The following is a 21568-nucleotide window of genomic DNA, read 5'->3' as shown; positions in this document are numbered from 1 at the left end:
CAAAAAAGGAAAAAAAATCCTATCTGTTATCAATTAATGCACGAATATAACATTAGCACGGCTTTTTTCGAATAAAAAGATATTCAAATGCTACATTTTACTATATGATGGCAATCAAAAATCGGGGGAATAACTATGACAGACTTCGCTTATCTTCAACAAAAACGTAAACAGCTTAAACTTAAAGTCAATGATGTTTGTGAACAAGCTGGTGTAACACGAGCCTATTTTAATCAGCTAGTGAGCGGTAAAATTAAAAATCCGAGTGCGAATAAACTAAAAGCATTGCATTCAGTGTTAGAAATTGTCGAAGATAGTAATCAGCGTTCTGGTGTCATTTTTGGTAAATTTTACCCGATCCATACTGGTCATATTAATATGATCTATGAGGCATTCAGTAAAGTTGATATTTTGCACGTTATTGTGTGTACCGATTCTGAGCGTGATTTACGCCTTTTCCAACAAAGTAAAATGAAGCGTATGCCTACCAATGAAGATAGACTTCGTTGGGTACAGCAGATCTTCAAATATCAACAAAAACAGATCTTTATTCATCATTTAGTTGAAGATGGTATTCCAAGCTACCCAAACGGTTGGGAAGGCTGGTCTGCTCGAGTGAAACAGCTATTTGCGGAAAAAAATATCAATCCGACTATTGTGTTTAGTAGCGAAACGCAAGACAAAGAGCCATACGAGAAATATTTAAATTTAGAAGTGCATTTAGTCGATCCTGCCCGTGAATCTTTTAATGTCTCTGCTACTCAAATTCGTAATAACCCGTTCCAATATTGGCGTTTTATTCCGAAAGAAGTTCGCCCGTTCTTTGTGAAAACCATCGCCATTTTAGGCGGTGAAAGCAGCGGTAAATCCGTTCTAGTCAGCAAATTAGCCAATGTGTTTAATACCACTTCGGCGTGGGAATATGGGCGTGAGTTTGTGTTTGAGCAACTCGGTGGCAATGAGCAAGCAATGCAATATTCTGACTATCCGCAGATGGTATTAGGGCATCAGCGTTATGTTGATTATGCGATGAAGCACGCTCACAAAGTTGCAATTATTGATACCGATTACATTACAACACAGGCGTTTTGTATTCAATACGAGGGCAAAGCTCACCCATTCTTAGATTCAATGATTCGTGAATATCCGTTTGATGTCACCATTTTACTTTCAAACAACACTAAGTGGGTGGCGGACGGCTTGCGTAGTTTAGGCTCGAAAAAGCAACGCCAGCAATTCCAACAGTTATTGAAAAAATTACTGGAAAAATACCGAATTCCTTATATTGAAATTGAATCGCCAAGTTATTTAGATAGATATAATCAGGCAAAAGAGGTTGTTGAGGCGATTTTAAACGAAGAACCGATCCCACTACAATTTAAACAATATAACCTTAACGATAAAGAGTAACGGAATACAAGATGATACTTTTTGCAGGCGATCCGCACGGTAGCTATGAGCATCTTTACCCTGTTTTGCAACAACAAACAGAGGAAGTGGCACTAGTCATTCTAGGTGATCTCCAACTTACTACCTCCGATGAATTAGATAAACTTTCGCAATATTGTGATATTTGGTTTATTCACGGCAACCACGATAGCAAAACTGTTGCTGCCTTTGATTCTATTTGGAATAGTCATTGGGAAGAACGCAACATTCACGGCAAAGTAGTGGAAATTCAAGGAGTAAAAATTGCAGGGATTGGCGGTGTGTTTCGAGGACATATTTGGATGCCGCCAAATCGCCCGATGTTTTTTGACCCTATTCATTTTTGCCAATATACTCCGCAAGAGAAAATTTGGCGTGGCGGTGTACCATTAAGACACCGTTCTTCTATTTTTCCTTCTGATTTTGAAGTATTGGAAAATGAAAAAGCGGATATTTTAATTACGCACGAAGCACCAAAGCCACATCCGCAAGGCTTTTCAGTAATTAATCAATTGGCTAAAAAATTAGGAGCAACTAAGATTTTTCACGGACATCATCACGATAATTTTCACTATGATAATCAAAATACCAAATATAGTTGTCATATTTATAACATCGGTTTTCGTAGCCTTGCTGATATTAATGGACATTACTTAATTTTAGGCGTTGATGATAGAGAGAAATCGCTAAAAATTTGATTGAATTAAACAAATTGCCATTTTTATGCTTTCCATTTCGCAATTTATAAGTAGAATTTAAATAATTTGTAACATAAAGGTTATAAACAGAATTTATAAATTAGATCAGAGGTTAAAAAATGAAAATCCCACAAATCTTAATTGTTGAGGATGAATTAGTCACACGGAATATGCTCAAAAGTATTTTTGAGGGTGAAGGTTATCAGGTATTTCAAGCATCTAACGGCGAAGAAATGCATGCTGTATTGAACACGCAAGAAATCAATCTTGTATTAATGGATATTAACTTGCCGGGCAAAAACGGCTTAATTTTAGCTCGTGAAATTCGGGAGAACCGTAAACTGCCTTTAATGTTTTTAACGGGGCGTGATAACGAAATTGATAAAATTTTAGGCTTAGAAATTGGTGCTGATGACTATATTACTAAACCATTTAACCCTCGTGAATTAACCATTCGTGCAAGAAACTTACTACAACGCACTATGGGCGAAAAAAATGAAACAAAAGAACAATCTGAAGTTGAGAGCTACCGTTTTAACGGTTGGACATTAGATATCCACAGCCATAACTTAATTAATCCGGAAGGCGAAGCAACGAAATTACCACGTAGTGAGTTTAGAGCCTTATTACATTTCTGTGAAAACCCGGGTAAAATCCAAACTCGTGAGGATTTACTGAAGAAAATGGCAGGACGTGAATTAAAACCTCACGATAGAACGGTTGATGTAACAATCCGTCGTATTCGTAAACATTTTGAAGATCATCCAAATACGCCGGAAATTATCGTAACCATTCACGGCGAAGGTTATCGCTTCTGCGGTAATATTGAATCTTAATCAAAGAGGAGTCATATAATGAAAAAATTAACTGTTGCAGCACTTGCTTGCTTATTCTCTGCAAATCTGTTTGCAGCTCCAGTTGGCAATACATTTACGGGTATTGGCGTAGGTGTTGATGTAACCACAACCAAATACAAAGTCGATGGCGTGAAAGGTAAAGATTCAACAGGTCCTGTGTTAGTGGTTGATTACGGTATCGATCAAGGCAATAACTTTGTAGGCATTGTGCAAGGTAAAGCAAAAGTAGGTAGCACCAAAGTATTTAGTGATGTAAAACAAAAAAATAAATACACCGTTGCTTATCAGCAAGGTTACCGTGTTGGCTCAGACTTACTCCCTTATGTAAAAGTTGATGCAAGCTCAAGCAAAGTCGGTAGTGAAACCTATCGTGGCTTCGGCTTCGGTGCAGGGGCAAAATATGCGGTATCAAGCGATGTTGAACTGGGTGCAGAATACACCCGTGATAACTTAAAACGTAGCGGTACTAAATTAAAAGGTAATGCGTTTACCGCAAATGCAACTTATCGCTTCTAGTATCATTAATCGGTTGCAAAATTCTTTAAAAATACAACCGCTTGTAACAAAAGAGCCTGAATATTCTTCAGGCTCTTTGCTTATCTATTAATACAACACACGGGCTCGAATTGTACCTTCAATAGCTTTTAAGCGTTGTAATGCGTCATCAACATTATCGCATTCCACATCAATTACAACATAACCAATAGTTGGGTCGGTTTGTAAGTATTGAGCGGCGATATTCACATTCGATTCCACAAATACTTGGTTGATTTGGTTTAAAATACCCGGGCGGTTTTCGTGAATATGCAATAAACGTTTGGTTTTACTGTGAATAGGTAAAGATACCTCAGGGAAGTTCACCGCTGATAGTGTCGAGCCGTTATCTGAATATTTCACAAATTTATTCGCCACTTCTGTGCCGATATTTGCTTGTGCTTCAGAGGTTGAACCACCGATGTGTGGGGTTAAGATTACATTATCAAACTTACATAGTGGCGATACAAAGGGATCGTTAATTGAAGCAGGCTCTTCTGGGAATACGTCAATTGCCGCACCACGCAATGAGCCGTCTTCAATACGAACAGCTAATGCATCTAGATCAACTACAGTACCACGAGCGGCATTAATTAATACAGAACCTTCTTTTAGTTGTGCAATACGCTCCGCACTCATTAGATTTTTGGTTGAGTTAATTTCAGGAACGTGTAGTGAAACCATATCGCAGGTTGAAAGCAAGTGTTCTAACGTTGGCACTTGTTGAGCATTACCTAAAGGCAGCTTATTTTCCACATCATAGAAATAAACCTGCATACCAATGGCTTCGGCAAGCACACTTAACTGAGAACCGATATGACCATAGCCCACGATCCCCAATTTCTTACCACGCACCTCATTTGAACCAGCAGCAGATTTGTTCCATACCCCACGGTGAACTTCCGCATTCGCTTTTGGCACTTGACGCATTAATAAAATCATCTCAGCTAATACTAATTCCGCCACCGAGCGAGTATTTGAGAATGGTGCATTGAAGACAGGGATACCACGTCTTTTCGCCGCATTCAAATCCACTTGGTTTGTGCCAATACAGAAACAACCAATCGCAATTAATTTCGGAGCTTGAGCCAGCACCTCTTCGGTTAAAAAGGTACGCGATCGAATACCAACAAAGTGTGCATCTTTAATTGCATCAATTAACTCTTGACCGTCTAATGCCTTCTTATGCACTTCAATATTGGTATAGCCTGCTGCTAAAAGCACATCAATTGCATTTTGATGCACGCCCTCAAGCAGAAGAAATTTGATCTTTGATTTATCCAAAGAAATTTTAGCCATTTTTTGCTCCTAGTATTATGTGTTTGCGATAATAAATTATTCTAATATAACTGCACCTTCAGGTGTACCAACAATAGTAACATTTGCATAACGTTGGGCGAAAATACCATTTGTTACCACACCTGCAATATTATTGATTGTATGTTCCATTTTCAATGGTTCGATAATTTTAAAATTATGCACATCTAAAATCACATTGCCATTATCCGTTACAACCCCTTCTCTATATTCTGGTGAGCCACCCAGAGCCACTAACTGACGAGCAACATAAGAGCGAGCCATCGGAATCACTTCTACAGGTAATGGAAAGGTTGAACCTAACACATCCACCTGTTTTGAGCTATCTACGATACAGATAAATTTTTTCGCCAACGAACTTACGATTTTTTCACGCGTTAACGCCGCTCCACCGCCTTTAATCATTGCACCCTGTGGCGTAATTTCATCTGCACCATCAATATAAACATCAAGCTCGCTCACTTCATTGGCACTAAACACTTCAATGCCGATATCACGCAGACGTTCTTCAGAAGCTTTTGAAGCGGCAACTGCCCCTTTAATTTCTTCTTTTATTGAAGCAAGTGCATCAATAAAGCAGTTTACCGTTGAGCCACTGCCTACACCAACAATCGTATTCGGTTTTACAAATTTTAATGCAGCTTGTGCTGCAATTTTTTTCATTTCTTGCTGATCCATTTTTGTCTCCACTTACTTGTAGGGGTAAATCATTATTTGCCCTTTTTGGTTGGGCGAGACATATTTCGCCTCTATATCTATTCTACACATATATGCAACAAGCGGTCATATTTTGCAAATTTTTTACAAAATATAACCGCTTGCGATTAGTTACGTTTTACTGCTTCAACAATCTCTTCTGCACAGCTTTGAGCCAGTTGAGCATCTTCACATTCTACCATTACGCGAATTAATGGCTCAGTGCCCGATTTACGCAATAAAATACGCCCTTTGCCAGCCAAGCGTTTTTCCACCTCAGCCGCTACCGCTTTTACTTCCTCGTTTTCAAGTGGATTTGCCGCCCCTTTCTCAAAGCGAACATTTAACAACACTTGTGGGAATAATGGTACAGCTTTTGCTAAATCATTGAGACTTAATTTATGGCTTACCATAGCCGCTAGAACTTGCAGAGAAGCAATAACGCCATCGCCTGTGGTGTTTTTATCTAATACGATAATATGCCCTGAGTTTTCACCACCCAGTTTCCAGCCTTTTTCTTTAAGCTGTTCTAGCACATAGCGGTCGCCCACATTAGCACGAGAGAATGGAATAGCTAACTGTTTTAATGCTAATTCCAAGCTCATATTACTCATTAATGTACCAACCACACCGCCTTGTAATTTGCCAGAACGAAGGGCTTCACGGGCTAAAATAAACAGAATTTGGTCGCCATCCACTTTGTTACCTAAGTGATCCACCATAATTAAACGGTCGCCATCGCCATCGTAAGCTAGGCCAACATCTGCACCTGCTTCAATAACGACTTTTTGTAATGCTTTAATATCCGTTGCACCGCATTTTTCGTTGATGTTTAAACCGTCTGGTTTAGTACCAATCTCAAGTACTTCTGCCCCTAACTCACGCATTACGTTTGGTGCGATATGGTAGGTTGCACCGTTAGCACAATCCACTACGATCTTATAACCTTCAAGGCTTAATTCAGACGGAAAAGTTCCTTTACAAAACTCAATATAACGCCCTGCAGCATCATTGATACGGCTTGCACGCCCTAAATTAGCTGAATCGACACAATCCATTGGCTGATCAAGCATTGCTTCAATCGCTTCTTCGATTTCATCAGGTAATTTTTCACCTACTGATGAGAAGAATTTGATCCCGTTATCATAATATGGATTGTGAGAAGCTGAAATCACAATACCCGCTTCAGCTCGGAAAGTACGGGTTAAATACGCAATCGCAGGGGTTGGCATAGGGCCTACGAACACTGCAGATAAGCCTGCTGCAGTTAAACCTGCCTCAAGTGCTGATTCCAACATATAGCCAGAAATACGAGTATCTTTACCAATCAATACCTTTTTTGTGCCTTGTGTTGCCAGCACTTTACCTGCTGCCCAGCCGAGCTTTAAGGCAAATTCAGGAGTAATTGGAAATTTGCCTACTTCACCGCGCACACCATCTGTGCCGAAATATTTACGAGCCATTTTAATTCTTAACCTTTATTTCAAAAAATATTGATATGCCGGGCTATTGCTTACATTCTGGAAACGGTAGCCAAGCTGTTCTAAATGTTGGTGCAATTCTACTTCATCACCCTGATTTAATGCAAATGCCGCAAGAATATCACCATAATCCGCCCCGTGAGCACGGTAGTGGAAAAGCGAAATATCCCAATTTGTCAGGGTCTGTAAGAATTTTAACAATGCCCCTTTCTGCTCAGGGAACTCAAAACTGTAAAGTTGTTCATTTGTAATCGAAGTTGCTCTACCGCCCACCATATAACGGATATGGGTTTTCGCAATATCATCATCAGACAGATCCGCCACATCATAGCCATTTTGTTGTAGATCTTTGATAATCTCCTGTTTTTCTTCTGAGCCTGCAATTCTCACACCTACAAATACGCACGCATTTTTATCATCTGAGTGGCGATAATTAAATTCTGTTACTGCACGATTACCTAAAATCTCACAGAACGTTAAGAAACTGCCTTTCTGTTCAGGAATTGTTACCGCCAACAATGCTTCACGTTTTTCGCCAATTTCGCAGCGTTCAGATACAAAACGCAAGGTGTGGAAATTGACATTTGCCCCAGAAAGGATACAAGCTAGATTTTTCTCTTGTAGCTGATGTTCTTTCACATATTTTTTCAAGCCAGCCAATGAGGTTGCCCCCGATGGCTCTGAAATCGCACGCACATTCTCAAAAATTAACTTCATTGAGGCACAGATTTCATCATTATCCACTAGCACTACGTCATCAACATATTGTTGGCAAAGGCGGAATGTTTCATCACCAATACGGCGAACAGCTATACCGTCAGCAAATAACCCCACACGTTCTAAATCGGTTGGCTCACCTTTTTTCAGAGCGTGATACAAACAAGCAGAATCTTTAGACTCCACACCAATCACTTTAATATTCGGTAAAATCTGCTTAATAAGCACTGCAATACCTGCAATTAAGCCGCCACCGCCAACAGGGGCAAAAATGTAGTCTAAATCTGCTTTCTGCTGAACCAGCTCCAAGCCAATCGTGCCCTGTCCTGCAATCACATCTGGGCTATCAAATGGGTGGATAAAGGTCATTCCCAGTTCGGTTGAAAGCTCAATCGCTTTGGCTTTTGCCTCGTCAAAATTTGCCCCATAGAGCAACACTTCGCCACCGTAACCACGCACCGCATCGACTTTAATTGCTGGTGTATTTTGTGGCATTACAATTAAAGCTCTTAAACCTAAATGTTTCGCTGAAAGTGCCACACCTTGAGCGTGATTACCTGCAGAAGCAGCAATTACACCTGCTTCTTTTTGTGCTTTGGATAAATTCGAAATCATCGCAAAAGCCCCACGCAATTTAAAACTATGCACAGGCTGGCGATCTTCACGTTTAATAAAGACATTATTGCCTAAACGTTCAGACAATTTTTCCATTTTTTGCAGCGGGGTAACTTGGGCGAGATCATAAATGTTCGAGCTTAAAATCGAACGTAAATAATCGATAGATTCGTTTTGTTTGCTTTCACTCATAAGATAGGATTTTGAATATTGTTATAAAGACATTGGTAAATTTTCCGAAAAAATGAACCGCTTACCAGTGGCTTTATAGGTAAAAACTGCACATTTAAAAAAGGATCTCCCTCCAAAACGGAGGGAGATGTAAAAATTAGTGATGACCACCGCAGCCACAACCACCGTGGTTATGATGATGGTGATGATCGTGATCATGACCGCCACAGCAACCGTCGTGACCACCGTGAACGTGTCCGTGAGCGATTTCTTCTGCTGTTGCTTCACGCACGCCAACCACTTCCACAGAGAATAATAACTCTTGGCCGGCTAACATATGGTTACCATCAACAACCACTTCATCACCGTCCACTTCAGTAATCACAACAGGTAATGGGCCTAAGTCTGTGTCTGCGATAAAACGCATACCCACTTCTAGCTCATCTACACCCATAAATACATCTTTTGATACACGTTGAACCATATTGTCGTTATATTCGCCGTAGCCTTCTTCCGGTTTTACACGCACTTCAAATACATCGCCAACCGCTTTGCCTTCCAGTGCTTTTTCTAAACCTTCAACTAGGTTGTTATGACCGTGTAAATACTCTAATGGTTGATTTACTGGCGCTTCATCCACTAACACACCATCTTGAGTACGCACTTGGTAAGCAATGCTTGGTACTAAATCTTTAGTAATTTTCATTTTGAATCCTTTAATTCGCTTAGTTAATAAAAATGGCAAGCCATTGTAACGCTTTATTTTATATTTGCAATCTATCGGCGAATTTTAACCGCTTGCAATCAATATTAATCGATAATATCAGGGGTTACCGCATCAACCACATCAACAGCCGTTCCTACAACACCGCCAACAACTGAAGTAACCAAGCAACCACTTAATAAAACTGTAGCAGAAATTAACCCACACAATTTAATGAATGTTTTCATTTTACAATCCTTACAAAAATGAAAAACAGCCCTAACCAAATGATTAGAGCTGCACAACAATTTAAGCTAAATTATTTCTCTTCAGCAATAAAGCGATAAACTACTGCACCGATGATTGCACCTACGATTGGAGCAACCCAGAATAACCATAATTGTTCAATCGCCCAGCCACCTTGGAATAATACCACACCAGTTGAACGAGCAGGGTTTACAGAAGTATTTGTTACTGGAATGCTGATTAAGTGGATTAAGGTTAAACCGATTGCGATCGGGGCAAAACCTGCCGGTGCACATTTATCGGTTGAGCCCATAATGATGATTAAGAAGAACGCAGTTAATACCACTTCAATTAATAATGCTGCCATTAAGCTATAACCGTGCGGAGAGTGTTCACCGTAACCATTGATTGCAAAGCCAGCTGTTGCATCAAAGGTTGGAATACCTGCAGCTAGCACAGCACTACCACAACCACCGAATACTAACCAGAATGTGCCGAAAAATTCAGCAAAATATTTTTCATTTTTAATCCTTACCCATCAGGGCAAATAACACATAAATATTTACTTTCCGAAAATGCTATAAATTATAGCCAATAAAAAATATGAGTATCACAGTAAGCCATACATACTCATATTTCTTGTGTAGTAGTATAGACAAGTTTCGTTATCAAATTAAAGCGAAAATACACGTCTATACAAAACTATACAATTCTATTCAAAATCAACGCTACCAGAAGCTGAGGCAGAAATTGTCGTTTTGCCAGCCTCTAATGGCATTACATCGGCAGATTTCCCCATTGCAGCTTGCTCTGTTGCATACATCGCACTTGCCATACGAGATCTGTATTCATAACCACCATCACTCGGTGTTTGTAAATTAACCATACTTAAACGATATTTTTTTGCACCTAAGGCTTTTTGGATAATCTCCGCTTTATCTTGGAATTTTTTGATCACCTCAAGCAACATCTCTTCTTCTAGCGAAGCTACTTTCTCAGGCGATACGCTGAAATAAATAGATTGAATAGCCACATCTTTACCTAAATTTTCTAACACCTCAGCCATTGCCTCGAAATCTTTACTTTTTAGGCTCACGCTACCATAGGCTTGCCAGCCATCAATATTGCCTTTGCTATTGTAATTGGCGTTATTGCTAATGCCCTCAGCCTGTACCTCAATCGCAGGGTGCTTTTTCGCAATTTCCAATACTTTATTTAAATTTTGCGAAACGCTTTTTTTAAGTTCAGGTAATGATTTCCCTGATTTTTGGCTGTAAACCGTTGCTTGCATTAAATCTTGCTTAACGCTGCGAGTTACTTTAGTTGAAAAACTAAAATTTGACGTATTGTTTTTCTCTGTTGAAACCACTGTACCAATAGATGCTACTTCAGCCGTAGCCGTTTCTGCAGAAGCCGCTATGGTCGCTACTGCAAGCGGTAGAATTGTGAGAAAATTTTTCAATTTCATAATCAGTCCTTAAAGGGGTTAAAACTCAGTTATTAGATCTCGCCAGTTTCAGAAAGTTCATTACTCAATCGAAAGTACGAGTACTTGCTCACTATTCTCTATTTTCCAGCGAATGTTATAACCAGCAAGGTTCATTCCATAAATTCTATCGGATACTTTCCCTTGTTGATAAGCTGGGCGGGGGTCTTGGGCAATCACATCTCGAATAAAGGTAAGTGGTTGCTTAATACCAAATTTTGCAAAATTTTGGCAAAATTTGACCGCTTGTTGGGCTTCTTCGCTAAATACAACGGTTAGTTTCCGCTTTGGCTTGTCTTGTGCAAAGCCCGAAACTGCATCAGGTTCGCTATCTGCATAGGCGATGTAAGGTTTAATATCAAAAATGGGGGTGCCGTTTACTAAATCCACGCTGCCTAACTTCAAATACACTTCACCATTCTCAACAACAACCTCTTCCAGTTTTACTTTTGATAAGCCTAGCAGATTAGGGCGATGAGTAGCACGGCTGGCAAAAACCCCCACTCTCTCATTTCCGCCCAAACGAGGCGGACGAACGGTGGCGTGCCAATCTCGTTCAGGAATATGATGAAACTGAAACATTAGCCAAATATGACTAAATTGCTCCAAACCTCGTACTGCATCAGGGCTATTATAGGGTGGAACTAAATGCAAAATACCTTTGCCTTCCGCCACTAAATTAGGCTGACGAGGTACAGAAAATTTTTCATCATAAGGGCTTTCAACAAAACCAATAGGGTTTAATTGAACTGGGGATAATTGCATAGAGGTAGAGTTCATCGGGCTTTTTTCTGTTAAAATAATGACAATTTACGATTATTTTAAATGAAATATAAACGATGAACAAAAATTCTCTTTTTTCGATTTGGTTTACCACCGCACGCCCGAAAACCCTACCACTGGCGTTGGCGTCGATTATTGTGGGTTCAGCCCTTGCACATTGGGCAGGAAAGTTTGATTTTATTACAATATTGCTGGCTTTTATTACCACTATTTTGCTACAGGTTCTATCCAACTTTGCGAATGATTATGGCGACCACGTTAAAGGCTCTGATACCAAAGAGCGAATTGGTCCACTTCGAGCCATTCAGCAAGGGGCAATTAGCAGAGAACAACTTAAAAAAGCAGTGATTATTTTAAGTCTGCTTTCTTTTATTTCAGGCGTGGCATTAAGTGTTTATGCGTTTGAAACCATTCAAGACTTGTTCTTTTTTATCGGGCTGGGCGTGATGTCGATTGTTGCCGCCATCACTTATACTGTTGGCAAAAAAGCCTATGGCTATTTAGGGCTGGGCGACTTATTCGTACTGATTTTTTTTGGCTTTGTGGCTGTTATCGGCGTGTTTTATCTGCAAGCCCATAGCGTACCGCCAATGATTTTTCTACCTGCTTTCGGTTGCGGATTACTTTCTGTTGCGGTATTAAATATCAATAACTTGCGTGATATTAACCAAGACAGACAAGCTGGCAAAAATACGCTGATTGTCCGAATTGGCAGCCAAAACGGGCGAAAATACCACGTTGTCTTATTGGTACTAGCGGTCATTTCTTATCTGATTTTTGCCATTTCGGAATTTGAGCATTGGTATAGTTTCATCTTCTTGCTTGCTGTGCCACTACTCGCAAAACACGCTCGTTTTGTTTATCAGCACCGAGATCCAAAAGAACTTTACCCGATTTTAGGGCAAATGGCAGGGTTGGCATTAATCACTAACTTGTTGTTTAGTTTAGGGATTGTGTTGGGATAAGTTGCAAAATTTCAGCAAAAATGAACCGCTTGTAATAACGATTACAAGCGGTTTTTTTTAACTAAAACTTACAATTAATTTTCAAGTTCCTCTGCAAAGAGCCCATCTTTTTCGCCACGTTGATAATCTGGATTGAGTAACTTGTTGATGCTATGCCAATCCGCTTCTACTTCTGTATCGCCTTCCGCATAAGCCCCTAATTCGTATGGTGGGTAAACGAAGACAATGCCACTTGATGTGAAATAGAATTGCTCGGAAACACGGAACTCTTTTTGATTTCCACGTCCATTATAGTTACCATTTTCATCCACTCGCTCACGGCTGTGAATTTCCCAAAGCATTTCTTTTAGTTGTGCTTGATTTTTTTGGCTGATTAAATCATTTAATCCAATGACCGCTTTTTTATCTAAATCAACATTAATATATTGAGTAAAATGCATTCCGTGAGCACCGCCTGTGTAGGTATAATGGGTCATCAAGAAAGTCGCAATATTATTACGTTGCCCGATAAAAGTGCTGGAAATATATTCATCATAGCCAATAACAGGCTTGCTTTTCACACTTTCAACCAAACCTTGATAAACCTCTTCATAGTGTTTTTTAAACTCTTCTTCGGTTAGGTTTTTCAGCTTTCTGCCAGCTTCTTCATTGTAATCATAAGCCTGATTAATCAAAAGTTGGTTAAGCCAATCAAAATTGGTTTTTGGTAGAGATACAAACGAACTAACCGTACTTTCTTCTATTGCAAATTCTTCTTTCGGATCAACTTGATGCTTAATCACTTCTTTTTTATCGAAGATTTTTACAATTTCAACCTGTAATGCTGTATTTTGTTGAGCTTTCTCGAGTTCCGCTTTTAATTTTTCATTCTCCGCTTTAACTCCTGAAAGTTCGTTAACTTCGGCTTCCTTTTTTGCTAACTCTGACTGAGCATTTTTTAATTCTGTGCCTAAGTGAACAATTTGTTTTTCAGCTTCTAGTACTGTTTGTGTCATTTTGCCGTCTTCACAGCCACTCATCACAAATACCGAGCTAACTAAAAGTGCTAATAGTGATTTTTTCATATATCTCCCTTATGGTAAAAAATGCGATAAAAACAACCGTTTGTTCCCAATCTTAAAACAAAAACCCCTGCACCACAAGGTACAGAGGAACTTATTAATCGTCTAAGAAACTGCGTAAGGTTTCCGAACGGCTTGGGTGGCGAAGTTTGCGGAGTGCTTTCGCCTCAATTTGACGGATACGCTCACGAGTCACATCAAACTGTTTGCCGACTTCTTCGAGTGTATGGTCGGTGTTCATATCAATACCAAAACGCATACGCAACACTTTCGCTTCACGCGGGGTTAAGCCCTCCAACACTTCGTTGGTTGCCATACGCAGGCTTTCTGCGGTAGCGGAATCCAATGGCAATTCAAGGCTTTCGTCTTGAATGAAATCCCCTAAATGTGAATCGTCATCGTCACCGATTGGGGTTTCCATCGAAATCGGCTCTTTGGCAATCTTCAATACTTTGCGGATTTTATCTTCCGGCATTCCCATACGCTCAGCAAGCTCTTCCGGTGTCGCCTCACGCCCCATTTCTTGCAAACATTGGCGTGAAATACGGTTGAGTTTGTTGATAGTTTCAATCATATGCACCGGAATACGAATTGTACGGGCTTGATCGGCAATCGAACGAGTTATCGCCTGACGAATCCACCAAGTCGCATAGGTTGAGAATTTGTAACCACGACGGTATTCAAATTTATCTACCGCCTTCATCAAGCCTATATTCCCTTCTTGGATTAAGTCCAAGAACTGTAAACCACGATTGGTATATTTCTTCGCAATAGAAATCACTAAACGTAAGTTAGCTTCCACCATCTCTTTTTTCGCACGGCGGGCTTTTAGCTCACCATTGGAAATACGCCTGCCAATTTCACGGATTTGTGCAATCGTTAAGCCTGAGGTTTGCTCTAAATTTTGTAAGTTTGCGATATTAACACGAATATTATCGACATAATTAGCTAATTTGGGTGCTGCATTCTTCTTCGCATTAATCGCTTTTTCAATCCACGCTTCGCTTAATTCGTGCCCTTGGAAGGCTTTTAAGAAGTCCGCTTTTTTCATACCCGAATATTCAACCGCATAGCGTTGAATTTGGCGTTCTTCTGCTCGTACTTTCTTCATTAATCCTTGCATAGAGGCAACTAATAGATCAAACTGTTTTGGCACTAAGCGGAATTCACGGAAAATAGTTGATAAAATTTCGATCTGTTCTTTTGATTTTTTACTTGTTCTACCGTGTTTTTGAATTGCTAACAACACTTTTTCGTGTTGGTGACGCAGAGCCTCAAATTTTTCACGGGCTAATTCCGGATCAATAGAGTTATCATCACTGCTGTCCGAGCTGCTATCGCCATCTTCATCTTCACTTTCGTCATCGTCCACATCAGAGACTTCATCAGATTCTTCATCCTCATCTAAATCAGGATCAATTTCATCTAATGGAGCATCTTCCAAAATATTAGGATCAACAAAGGCAGTAACTAAATCTGCAAGGCGCATTTCACCACTTTCAACCTGAGCATAGCATTCTAAAAGCCCTGTTAATGCCTCTGGATATTCTGCAATCGCACATTGTACTTCGTTAATCCCTTCTTCAATGCGTTTTGCAATATCAATCTCACCCTCACGGGTTAAAAGCTCTACTGTCCCCATTTCGCGCATATACATACGCACAGGGTCAGTGGTTCTGCCCAGTTCTGATTCTACAGTAGAAAGCACTTTTGTCGCTTCTTCTACCACATCTTCATCAGCGATATTTTCAGAAAGGAGTAAATCATCCGCATCGGGGGCAACCTCTAAGACTTGGATACCCATATCGTTAATCATCTGAATAATATCTTCAATCTGCTCTGCATCCACTAACTCTTCCGGTAAGTGATCGTGAACCTCAGAAAGCGTTAAATACCCCTGCTCACGCCCTTGTGCGATCAGAAGTTCTAATTGGGATTGCTGTTCTAATTGTTGATCTGCTTGGTTTTCCATAGTTTATCCGTTTATTTATGCGAGCAAAAATAGTAATGGATTATACCACTAAATTCGGCTTGGCTTGGTAAATTTGCAAAAAATTTATGAATTTTACTCACAATCCTTGTAAGGATTGTTCGCAGCTCCGCTGCCGTTGGCAAAGCCAACGTTTAAAAAGCAATGCTTTTTTTGACCGCTTGTTGTGGACTCACTCAGTGTATTCGTACTATTGAAACATTAATAAAACGTACTCTTTTTTCTCATCATCGGTTAAACCCACCATTCGGTCTTTGGCAATTAGCTCTTCTTTGCGTAATTCCACTAATTTTGCATAGAGAAAATCGAGAGTTTCAATAAAGGTTGTCTCAACATTTTCCAGCAACACTAAATGCTCCCAGCTTGCGAGTGTTTCAATGATTTTATATTGGGGATTCTCTCGATAATGTTCAAGTATCCCTCCCATACTAATGCCTGCATTTTGCTGACAAATCGCCACAATATCCGTTAATAATTCAAAGCCTGGTTCTTTTAAGGCGTTCAGAGAACTCACATCAGGCACAAATTTCACTAAATACGGGTTTTGCAATAATAAGGCGATTAGTAATCGCATCGGCGTTCGTTTAATTTTAACCGCTTGATGATCTGCTCTCTCTTCCGCTTTTTTATTCGGCAATAAGGCTTCTATCTGTGTAGGGTCGAGAATACCTAACTTCTGCCCTAAAATATTGCGTAAATAAACCCGCAACATTTCGCCTGGAATGCGGTTAATTAGCGGCACGGCTAAAGCTGCGAGCTTTGATTTCCCTTCTTTTGAGGAGAGATCCACATCAGCCAGCAAACTATCGAACAAGAAATCACTTAGAGATTTAGCATTCTCTGCCAAATACTGCTCAAATCCCTCTTTGCCTTGTGAGCGAATAAAAGTGTCTGGGTCTTCCCCATCAGGCAAGAAAATAAATTTGAGCTGACGACCATCTTGCAAGTAATGCAAGGCATTTTCTAACGCTCGCCACGCTGCGTCTCGCCCTGCTCTATCGCCATCATAGCAACAGATAATTTGCTCAGTACAACGGAACATTTGCTGAATTTGCTCGCCTGTGGTGGCTGTTCCAAGTGAAGCTACGGCATTATTGACCCCAAATTGAGCTAGAGCCACTACGTCCATATATCCTTCAACCACAAAGAGATAATCAGGATTTTCATTCACTTTAAGTGCTTGATATAAGCCGTATAACTCACTACCTTTGTGATAAATGACGGTTTCAGGCGAGTTCATATACTTCGCCCCTTGCTCATCGTTCGGCAGCACTCGACCACCAAAGGCGATCACTCGCCCTCGCTTATCCCGAATAGGGAACATTACCCGATTGCGAAATTTATCGTAAATTCGACCGCTATCATTTTTGGTTAAAATGCCCGTATCGAGCAATTTTTGGGTTTCTTCAGACGATTGCCCAAAAGTACGCAAGGCGGCATCAAAGGCATTCGGAGCAAAGCCAATTTCGAAACGTTCGATAATCTCCGCCGATAAACCACGTTGTTGCAAATAGCTCTGTGGCTCAATTTGATGAGCGAGATTTTGCTGGTAAAACTTCGCTACAGATTCCATCAATTCATAGAGGTTACGCTTAGTTTTAAAATTCGCTTGCGGTTTGCCATCACGATTAAGCATATTCTCTCTCGGCACTTCTAAGCCGTGCATAGCTGCTAGTTCTTCAATCGCTTCGGGGAATTCTAATTTGTCATAATCCATCAAAAAAGTGATGACATTACCGTGCACACCACAGCCAAAACAATGATAAAACTGCTTCGATTGGCTAACCGAAAAGGAAGGAGTTTTCTCGTGATGAAAAGGACAACAGGCTTGGTAATCTCGCCCTGCTTTTTTGAGCTTAACTCGACTGTTGATGACCTCAACAATATCGGTACGAGCAATAAGATCATCAATAAATGAACGTGGAATTGTGCCTTTCATTGATTTCCTCCTGCTCTTGGTTGATACAAGCGATTACATTTTACAAATTTTTTGCAAAAAATGACCGCTTGAAATAGAAACGTTAAAAACACCAAAACCGTGAGCCTAACAGGAATCACGGTTTCGATATATTTTTGCCAATTAGCGAGCTAATTAGTATAAACGTGTGTTGCGTGCGTTCTCACGGAAGTTACGTTTAGCGTGGCGTTTAGCAAGTGATGCTTTTTCACGTTTACGAATTGTAGTTGGTTTTTCGTAGAATTCACGAGCACGAACTTCTGCTAAGATACCTGCTTTTTCGCAAGAGCGTTTGAAACGACGTAATGCAACGTCAAATGATTCATTTTCACGAACTTTAATTACTGGCATATGCCATCACCTCAGAAAAATAGAATTAAATTATTAACCGCACACAATTTTGGCGGCATAGAACAAAAAAGGTAGTGCATTCTACCTCAACAAAAAAGCAAAGTAAAGAGCAGATTGAGGCTGAAATGCTAAGTTTATTGGATACAAATCAGAAGCAAATTTATCTTAAAAAAAGAGATGGATAGGCTTCAAGCTATTAATGTAAAATGGGGGACATCCTCCCATCATTTAGGTAAATTTTATGTTGTTAAATTTCAAAAAAATAGAAAAAAAACATATCATTTTTTTCTCTAACCTGTTAATTGCATTGTTTTTTGTCAACGTTTTAACCTTTAAAAAGGGTTACAGCTATGTACCAATAACGCTAGGTACCATTGCAACACTGACTTTCTTATACTATCGCTTAAAACTCAAAGTAAAATGGCAGTGGGATCAAGAAGACAAATACCTGATTTTGGCACTTATTGCCTATTTTTTCACTTTTGTACTATCTATCATTTTTAATGGTGATGGAATTAGGATAATTGATAATCCAAGCAGGATATTACTCTTCATTCCATTGATTTTTTTCTTTGCTCTTTACCCAATTAAAAAAAATGTACTCTTTCACCTCATACCAATTGGTTCATTTATTACTGGGATATTAGCGATTTACCAGAAGTTTTTCCTAGAATTACCAAGACCATTTCCTGGGATGATGAGTATCCAAGCGGGGGATATTGCTATCTCATTAGCGATGTTTAGTATAGTTATTTCCCTATATTGGTTTAGTATAAATAAAAATGGGCTTGGTATTTTATATATAATATTTTCAGTATTTGGGTTAGTTGCAAGTATCCTTTCTGGAGCTAGAGGAGGCTGGGTTTCTTTTCCATTCTGCATTCTTTTCATTTTAGCCTGCTATTATAAAAATCTTAATAAGCAGGCTCTATTATTAATCATATCTATATTCACTATTTCTATTTTAATATTTATTACAAGAGCTGAATTTGAATTCGCAGAAAGATATAGCTCCGCAAAAACAGATGTAAAAAATTATTTTGAAAAAGGAATAAAAAATTCTTCACAAGGAGCTCGCTTAGATATGTGGGAAAATGGGATTATCGCGATCAATGAAAAGCCATTGCTAGGTCATGGTGACTTAGGATATGACCAGTTCAGAGATAGGCAAATAAGAGCTCAAAAAATGGCAGAGACCAGCTCATTTAGTAGTCTCCACAATCAATATCTAGAAGCATTTGTTAAAAGAGGAATTATTGGCTTTACAGCCTTAATGGTAATTTTAATTGTCCCATTGGCCATTTTTATACAGCGTCTAAAAAGCAATAATAACTATACTAAAAGCATTGCTGTATTAGGAATAGTGCATATTATATCACATATGTTCTTTTTCTTAACTCAATCTTTCTTTACTCATACTTCAGGTACAATATTCTATTTCTTTATGCTAATTTTGTTATATCATGCGATCAAGCAGAAAGAAAATATCAATTAAAAATAAAGGCAGAATTTACTTTCTGCCTTTATTTATTTTCTTACCTTGCACCAAACCCTGTCAGCATTGTTTTTAATGTTTTAAAAATAATTAAAATATCCAACCACAGAGAAAAATTTTTGTAGAAGATCAGGTTTGATCTTCTACATATTATCCTCTATCATATTTTTTATCTTTTTAGGTAAATTTTTCATTTTTTATTACAGTAATTATTGTTCTAAACTCATTTATGCTTTTAAGCTCGATTAATTACTTCATCAAGTAAAGATCTTCTTCAGTTAATTTATGTTACATACTTTTCGCACAACCTAACCGCTTGTCACTTAATACCCAAGCGTTCACGATTATAAGAGCCGTCTAATACTCTGCTCCACCACTGTTTATTATTCAAATACCACTCGACCGTTTTACGAATTCCACTTTCAAAACTCTCTTGTGGTTTCCAGCCCAATTCACATTCAATTTTACTCGCATCAATCGCATAACGAACATCATGTCCCGGCCGATCAGTCACAAAAGTAATCAAATCCTCATATTTAGCCACGCCGGCAGGTTTATTTGGCACAAGCTCTTCGAGTAAGTAACAAATGGTTCTAACAACCTCTATATTAGCTTTTTCATTATGACCGCCAATATTATAGGTTTCCCCCACTTTGCCTTCTGTCACAACTTTGTATAACGCCCGAGCGTGATCCTCAACAAATAGCCAGTCACGAATTTGCTGCCCGTTACCATAAACCGGCAATTTTTTGCCCTCTAAGGCATTTAAGATCATTAAAGGAATCAGTTTTTCAGGAAAATGGTAAGGACCATAATTGTTGGAGCAATTTGTTACGATAGTTGGCAAGCCATATGTTCTCAACCAAGCACGGACTAAATGATCACTTGCCGCTTTTGACGCGGAATAAGGACTAGATGGCGAATAAGAGGTTGTTTCAGTAAAGAGTGCTGTTGTGCCTTCCAAATCACCATAAACTTCATCTGTTGAGATATGGTGAAAACGGAAATTTGCCTTTTTCTCTTCCTCTAAGCCATTCCAATAAACACGAGCCACTTCTAATAAAGTATAAGTGCCAATGATATTTGTGTGAATAAACTCACCTGCATTATCAATAGAGCGATCAACATGGCTTTCTGCCGCCGAGTGCATTACTGCATCAGGCTGATATTTCTCAAATGCTTGTTCTAGTCTAGCTTTATCACAAATGTCTATCTGTTCAAAAATATACCTTGGATTATTCTCAACCTCTCTTAAAGATTCTAAATTGCCAGCATAAGTTAGCTTATCTACATTTATAACCCTATCTTGAGTGTTATTAATAATATGCCTTACGACAGCAGAGCCAATAAAACCCGCCCCCCCCGTAATCAGAATTGATTTATCACTTAACATAAATGTTCCTTACTTATTAGCCTTTTCTTTGCTAACAAGAGAATTAAATAATACGAATAAGCATCCTAATACACCACCAGCTATGACACCCAATAATAAAATAATTACTGTCTTAGGCTTATCTTTATTTATAGGATAATCTGGCGAAGCCTGGTAACGGTATGCTTTTGTTTTTACAGTCTTGACTTTCTCCAGTAAAGGCTCTAATTGCTCAATTTGATAATAACGAGGCGGATAAACCAATCCTTTTTAATGTGCTACATCTATTTGAGCTTTTAAATATTTCTCACCTAGCATAAAAAGATAACTTCCCTCTGCTAATTGAGAATCTGAAAGTGAAATTTTAGTATCACTCAATGCAGCAGCTGCAATGCTAGAAACTTCAGCTTCACTCAATACTTTAGAATACTCTTTAATACCTGCTTTTACTGCTGTTTGGTAGGCTTTATTCAAATTCTCTAATAACACAGATTTATTGACAGATAAGTCTTGTTGAATAATTAATTTTGGGGCTGTCCTAGATAACTAACCTAAACCCCCTTTAACCAATTGTTTTAAAAGGAATATTTGAGATTTTAAGTCACTGTGATTAAAACGCCATTCGCATTCTTTCAAATATAGCTC

General features: G+C 39.1%; 21 protein-coding genes and 1 pseudogene. 6 read left to right on the top strand and 16 right to left on the bottom strand.

Annotated features, from left to right (window positions below; translation table 11 throughout):
• Positions 1 to 135: 135 nt before the first annotated feature.
• The 4 genes from nadR to ACERCF_RS05990 all read left to right on the top strand — a co-directional run bounded on the left by nadR (position 136) and on the right by ACERCF_RS05990 (position 3499).
• Entirely contained in the window at positions 136 to 1410 is a 1275-nt protein-coding gene (gene nadR / locus ACERCF_RS06005; RefSeq protein ID WP_373611184.1) for a multifunctional transcriptional regulator/nicotinamide-nucleotide adenylyltransferase/ribosylnicotinamide kinase NadR, read from the top strand.
• Positions 1411 to 1421: 11 nt separating this feature from the next.
• On the top strand, positions 1422 to 2126 hold the full coding sequence (locus ACERCF_RS06000; protein WP_373611185.1) for a metallophosphoesterase family protein: 705 nt from the start codon (positions 1422 to 1424) through the stop codon (positions 2124 to 2126).
• Positions 2127 to 2245: 119 nt separating this feature from the next.
• On the top strand, positions 2246 to 2962 hold the full coding sequence (gene arcA, locus ACERCF_RS05995; RefSeq protein WP_373611186.1) for a two-component system response regulator ArcA: 717 nt from the start codon (positions 2246 to 2248) through the stop codon (positions 2960 to 2962).
• A gap of 18 nt (positions 2963 to 2980) precedes the next feature.
• Positions 2981 to 3499, top strand: coding sequence for a porin family protein (locus ACERCF_RS05990; protein ID WP_373611187.1), 519 nt, complete (start codon positions 2981 to 2983; stop codon positions 3497 to 3499).
• 87 nt (positions 3500 to 3586) lie between these two features.
• Here the strand turns inward: ACERCF_RS05990 and serA are convergent, their stop codons facing one another.
• The 9 genes from serA to tsaA form a co-directional block, all read right to left on the bottom strand.
• A complete protein-coding gene (gene serA, locus ACERCF_RS05985) occupies positions 3587 to 4816 on the bottom strand; it encodes a phosphoglycerate dehydrogenase (protein WP_373624973.1) in 1230 nt (409 codons plus the stop codon).
• A gap of 36 nt (positions 4817 to 4852) precedes the next feature.
• Positions 4853 to 5512: a ribose-5-phosphate isomerase RpiA gene (rpiA, locus tag ACERCF_RS05980; protein ID WP_334253744.1), complete on the bottom strand. Its 660-nt coding sequence runs from the start codon at positions 5510 to 5512 to the stop codon at positions 4853 to 4855.
• Between the two features lie 146 nt (positions 5513 to 5658).
• Complete coding sequence (gene glmM, locus ACERCF_RS05975) at positions 5659 to 6993, bottom strand: phosphoglucosamine mutase (protein ID WP_373624972.1); 1335 nt, start codon at positions 6991 to 6993, stop codon at positions 5659 to 5661.
• Between the two features lie 15 nt (positions 6994 to 7008).
• Entirely contained in the window at positions 7009 to 8535 is a 1527-nt protein-coding gene (ilvA, locus tag ACERCF_RS05970) for a threonine ammonia-lyase, biosynthetic (RefSeq protein WP_373611190.1), read from the bottom strand.
• A 136-nt stretch (positions 8536 to 8671) separates the two neighbouring features.
• Positions 8672 to 9220: a peptidylprolyl isomerase gene (gene slyD / locus ACERCF_RS05965; protein WP_373611191.1), complete on the bottom strand. Its 549-nt coding sequence runs from the start codon at positions 9218 to 9220 to the stop codon at positions 8672 to 8674.
• A 104-nt stretch (positions 9221 to 9324) separates the two neighbouring features.
• A complete protein-coding gene (locus ACERCF_RS05960) occupies positions 9325 to 9465 on the bottom strand; it encodes a hypothetical protein (protein ID WP_373611192.1) in 141 nt (46 codons plus the stop codon).
• A 71-nt stretch (positions 9466 to 9536) separates the two neighbouring features.
• On the bottom strand, positions 9537 to 9992 hold the full coding sequence (locus ACERCF_RS05955; protein ID WP_373625001.1) for an aquaporin: 456 nt from the start codon (positions 9990 to 9992) through the stop codon (positions 9537 to 9539).
• A 183-nt stretch (positions 9993 to 10175) separates the two neighbouring features.
• Positions 10176 to 10931 (bottom strand): SIMPL domain-containing protein, encoded by a 756-nt coding sequence (locus ACERCF_RS05950; protein ID WP_373624971.1) that lies wholly within the window; start codon positions 10929 to 10931, stop codon positions 10176 to 10178.
• A gap of 60 nt (positions 10932 to 10991) precedes the next feature.
• Positions 10992 to 11729, bottom strand: coding sequence for a tRNA (N6-threonylcarbamoyladenosine(37)-N6)-methyltransferase TrmO (gene tsaA, locus ACERCF_RS05945; RefSeq protein WP_373624970.1), 738 nt, complete (start codon positions 11727 to 11729; stop codon positions 10992 to 10994).
• Between the two features lie 59 nt (positions 11730 to 11788).
• Between tsaA and ACERCF_RS05940 the strand changes: the two genes are divergently transcribed.
• On the top strand, positions 11789 to 12697 hold the full coding sequence (locus tag ACERCF_RS05940) for a 1,4-dihydroxy-2-naphthoate polyprenyltransferase (protein ID WP_373624969.1): 909 nt from the start codon (positions 11789 to 11791) through the stop codon (positions 12695 to 12697).
• Between the two features lie 74 nt (positions 12698 to 12771).
• On the opposite strand, the gene ACERCF_RS05935 is transcribed toward ACERCF_RS05940, so the two are convergent.
• The 4 genes from ACERCF_RS05935 to rpsU all read right to left on the bottom strand — a co-directional run bounded on the left by ACERCF_RS05935 (position 12772) and on the right by rpsU (position 18056).
• A complete protein-coding gene (locus ACERCF_RS05935; RefSeq protein ID WP_373624968.1) occupies positions 12772 to 13761 on the bottom strand; it encodes a DUF3298 domain-containing protein in 990 nt (329 codons plus the stop codon).
• Positions 13762 to 13855: 94 nt separating this feature from the next.
• Positions 13856 to 15730 carry an RNA polymerase sigma factor RpoD gene (gene rpoD, locus ACERCF_RS05930; RefSeq protein WP_373624967.1) on the bottom strand — a complete coding sequence of 625 codons (1875 nt, stop codon included), beginning with the start codon at positions 15728 to 15730 and terminating at the stop codon, positions 13856 to 13858.
• A 208-nt stretch (positions 15731 to 15938) separates the two neighbouring features.
• Positions 15939 to 17687, bottom strand: a complete 1749-nt coding sequence (gene dnaG, locus ACERCF_RS05925) for a DNA primase (protein WP_373624966.1) — start codon at positions 17685 to 17687, stop codon at positions 15939 to 15941.
• 153 nt (positions 17688 to 17840) lie between these two features.
• A complete protein-coding gene (rpsU, locus tag ACERCF_RS05920; RefSeq protein WP_006252283.1) occupies positions 17841 to 18056 on the bottom strand; it encodes a 30S ribosomal protein S21 in 216 nt (71 codons plus the stop codon).
• 241 nt (positions 18057 to 18297) lie between these two features.
• Between rpsU and ACERCF_RS05915 the strand changes: the two genes are divergently transcribed.
• Positions 18298 to 19551, top strand: a complete 1254-nt coding sequence (locus tag ACERCF_RS05915; RefSeq protein ID WP_373624965.1) for an O-antigen ligase family protein — start codon at positions 18298 to 18300, stop codon at positions 19549 to 19551.
• A gap of 319 nt (positions 19552 to 19870) precedes the next feature.
• Here the strand turns inward: ACERCF_RS05915 and rfbB are convergent, their stop codons facing one another.
• The 3 genes and pseudogenes from rfbB to ACERCF_RS05900 all read right to left on the bottom strand — a co-directional run.
• Positions 19871 to 20944 carry a dTDP-glucose 4,6-dehydratase gene (gene rfbB / locus ACERCF_RS05910; protein ID WP_373624964.1) on the bottom strand — a complete coding sequence of 358 codons (1074 nt, stop codon included), beginning with the start codon at positions 20942 to 20944 and terminating at the stop codon, positions 19871 to 19873.
• 249 nt (positions 20945 to 21193) lie between these two features.
• Positions 21194 to 21412 carry a hypothetical protein gene (locus ACERCF_RS05905; RefSeq protein WP_373624963.1) on the bottom strand — a complete coding sequence of 73 codons (219 nt, stop codon included), beginning with the start codon at positions 21410 to 21412 and terminating at the stop codon, positions 21194 to 21196.
• Positions 21413 to 21469: 57 nt separating this feature from the next.
• A pseudogene (locus ACERCF_RS05900) lies at positions 21470 to 21568 on the bottom strand (IS1595 family transposase); the annotation flags it as partial.

This window comes from Mannheimia kashgarensis (assembly GCF_041807705.1).
Classification (GTDB): domain Bacteria; phylum Pseudomonadota; class Gammaproteobacteria; order Enterobacterales; family Pasteurellaceae; genus Mannheimia.
Note: the sequence above shows the minus strand (reverse complement) of the source record. Positions and strands in the feature narration are given on the sequence as shown.

What these genes read in the sequence shown, in the direction of transcription:
- ACERCF_RS05940 (WP_373624969.1), top strand. Translation starts at nt 11,789, where the DNA reads ATGAACAAAAATTCTCTTTTTTCGATTTGGTTTACCACCGCACGCCCG.
- ACERCF_RS05950 (WP_373624971.1), bottom strand. Translation starts at nt 10,931, where the DNA reads ATGAAATTGAAAAATTTTCTCACAATTCTACCGCTTGCAGTAGCGACC.
- serA (WP_373624973.1), bottom strand. Translation starts at nt 4,816, where the DNA reads ATGGCTAAAATTTCTTTGGATAAATCAAAGATCAAATTTCTTCTGCTT.
- rfbB (WP_373624964.1), bottom strand. Translation starts at nt 20,944, where the DNA reads ATGTTAAGTGATAAATCAATTCTGATTACGGGGGGGGCGGGTTTTATT.
- slyD (WP_373611191.1), bottom strand. Translation starts at nt 9,220, where the DNA reads ATGAAAATTACTAAAGATTTAGTACCAAGCATTGCTTACCAAGTGCGT.
- ACERCF_RS05915 (WP_373624965.1), top strand. Translation starts at nt 18,298, where the DNA reads ATGTTGTTAAATTTCAAAAAAATAGAAAAAAAACATATCATTTTTTTC.
- dnaG (WP_373624966.1), bottom strand. Translation starts at nt 17,687, where the DNA reads ATGAAAGGCACAATTCCACGTTCATTTATTGATGATCTTATTGCTCGT.
- rpsU (WP_006252283.1), bottom strand. Translation starts at nt 18,056, where the DNA reads ATGCCAGTAATTAAAGTTCGTGAAAATGAATCATTTGACGTTGCATTA.
- rpiA (WP_334253744.1), bottom strand. Translation starts at nt 5,512, where the DNA reads ATGGATCAGCAAGAAATGAAAAAAATTGCAGCACAAGCTGCATTAAAA.
- glmM (WP_373624972.1), bottom strand. Translation starts at nt 6,993, where the DNA reads ATGGCTCGTAAATATTTCGGCACAGATGGTGTGCGCGGTGAAGTAGGC.
- tsaA (WP_373624970.1), bottom strand. Translation starts at nt 11,729, where the DNA reads ATGAACTCTACCTCTATGCAATTATCCCCAGTTCAATTAAACCCTATT.
- nadR (WP_373611184.1), top strand. Translation starts at nt 136, where the DNA reads ATGACAGACTTCGCTTATCTTCAACAAAAACGTAAACAGCTTAAACTT.
- ACERCF_RS06000 (WP_373611185.1), top strand. Translation starts at nt 1,422, where the DNA reads ATGATACTTTTTGCAGGCGATCCGCACGGTAGCTATGAGCATCTTTAC.
- ACERCF_RS05960 (WP_373611192.1), bottom strand. Translation starts at nt 9,465, where the DNA reads ATGAAAACATTCATTAAATTGTGTGGGTTAATTTCTGCTACAGTTTTA.
- ACERCF_RS05935 (WP_373624968.1), bottom strand. Translation starts at nt 13,761, where the DNA reads ATGAAAAAATCACTATTAGCACTTTTAGTTAGCTCGGTATTTGTGATG.
- arcA (WP_373611186.1), top strand. Translation starts at nt 2,246, where the DNA reads ATGAAAATCCCACAAATCTTAATTGTTGAGGATGAATTAGTCACACGG.
- ilvA (WP_373611190.1), bottom strand. Translation starts at nt 8,535, where the DNA reads ATGAGTGAAAGCAAACAAAACGAATCTATCGATTATTTACGTTCGATT.
- rpoD (WP_373624967.1), bottom strand. Translation starts at nt 15,730, where the DNA reads ATGGAAAACCAAGCAGATCAACAATTAGAACAGCAATCCCAATTAGAA.
- ACERCF_RS05990 (WP_373611187.1), top strand. Translation starts at nt 2,981, where the DNA reads ATGAAAAAATTAACTGTTGCAGCACTTGCTTGCTTATTCTCTGCAAAT.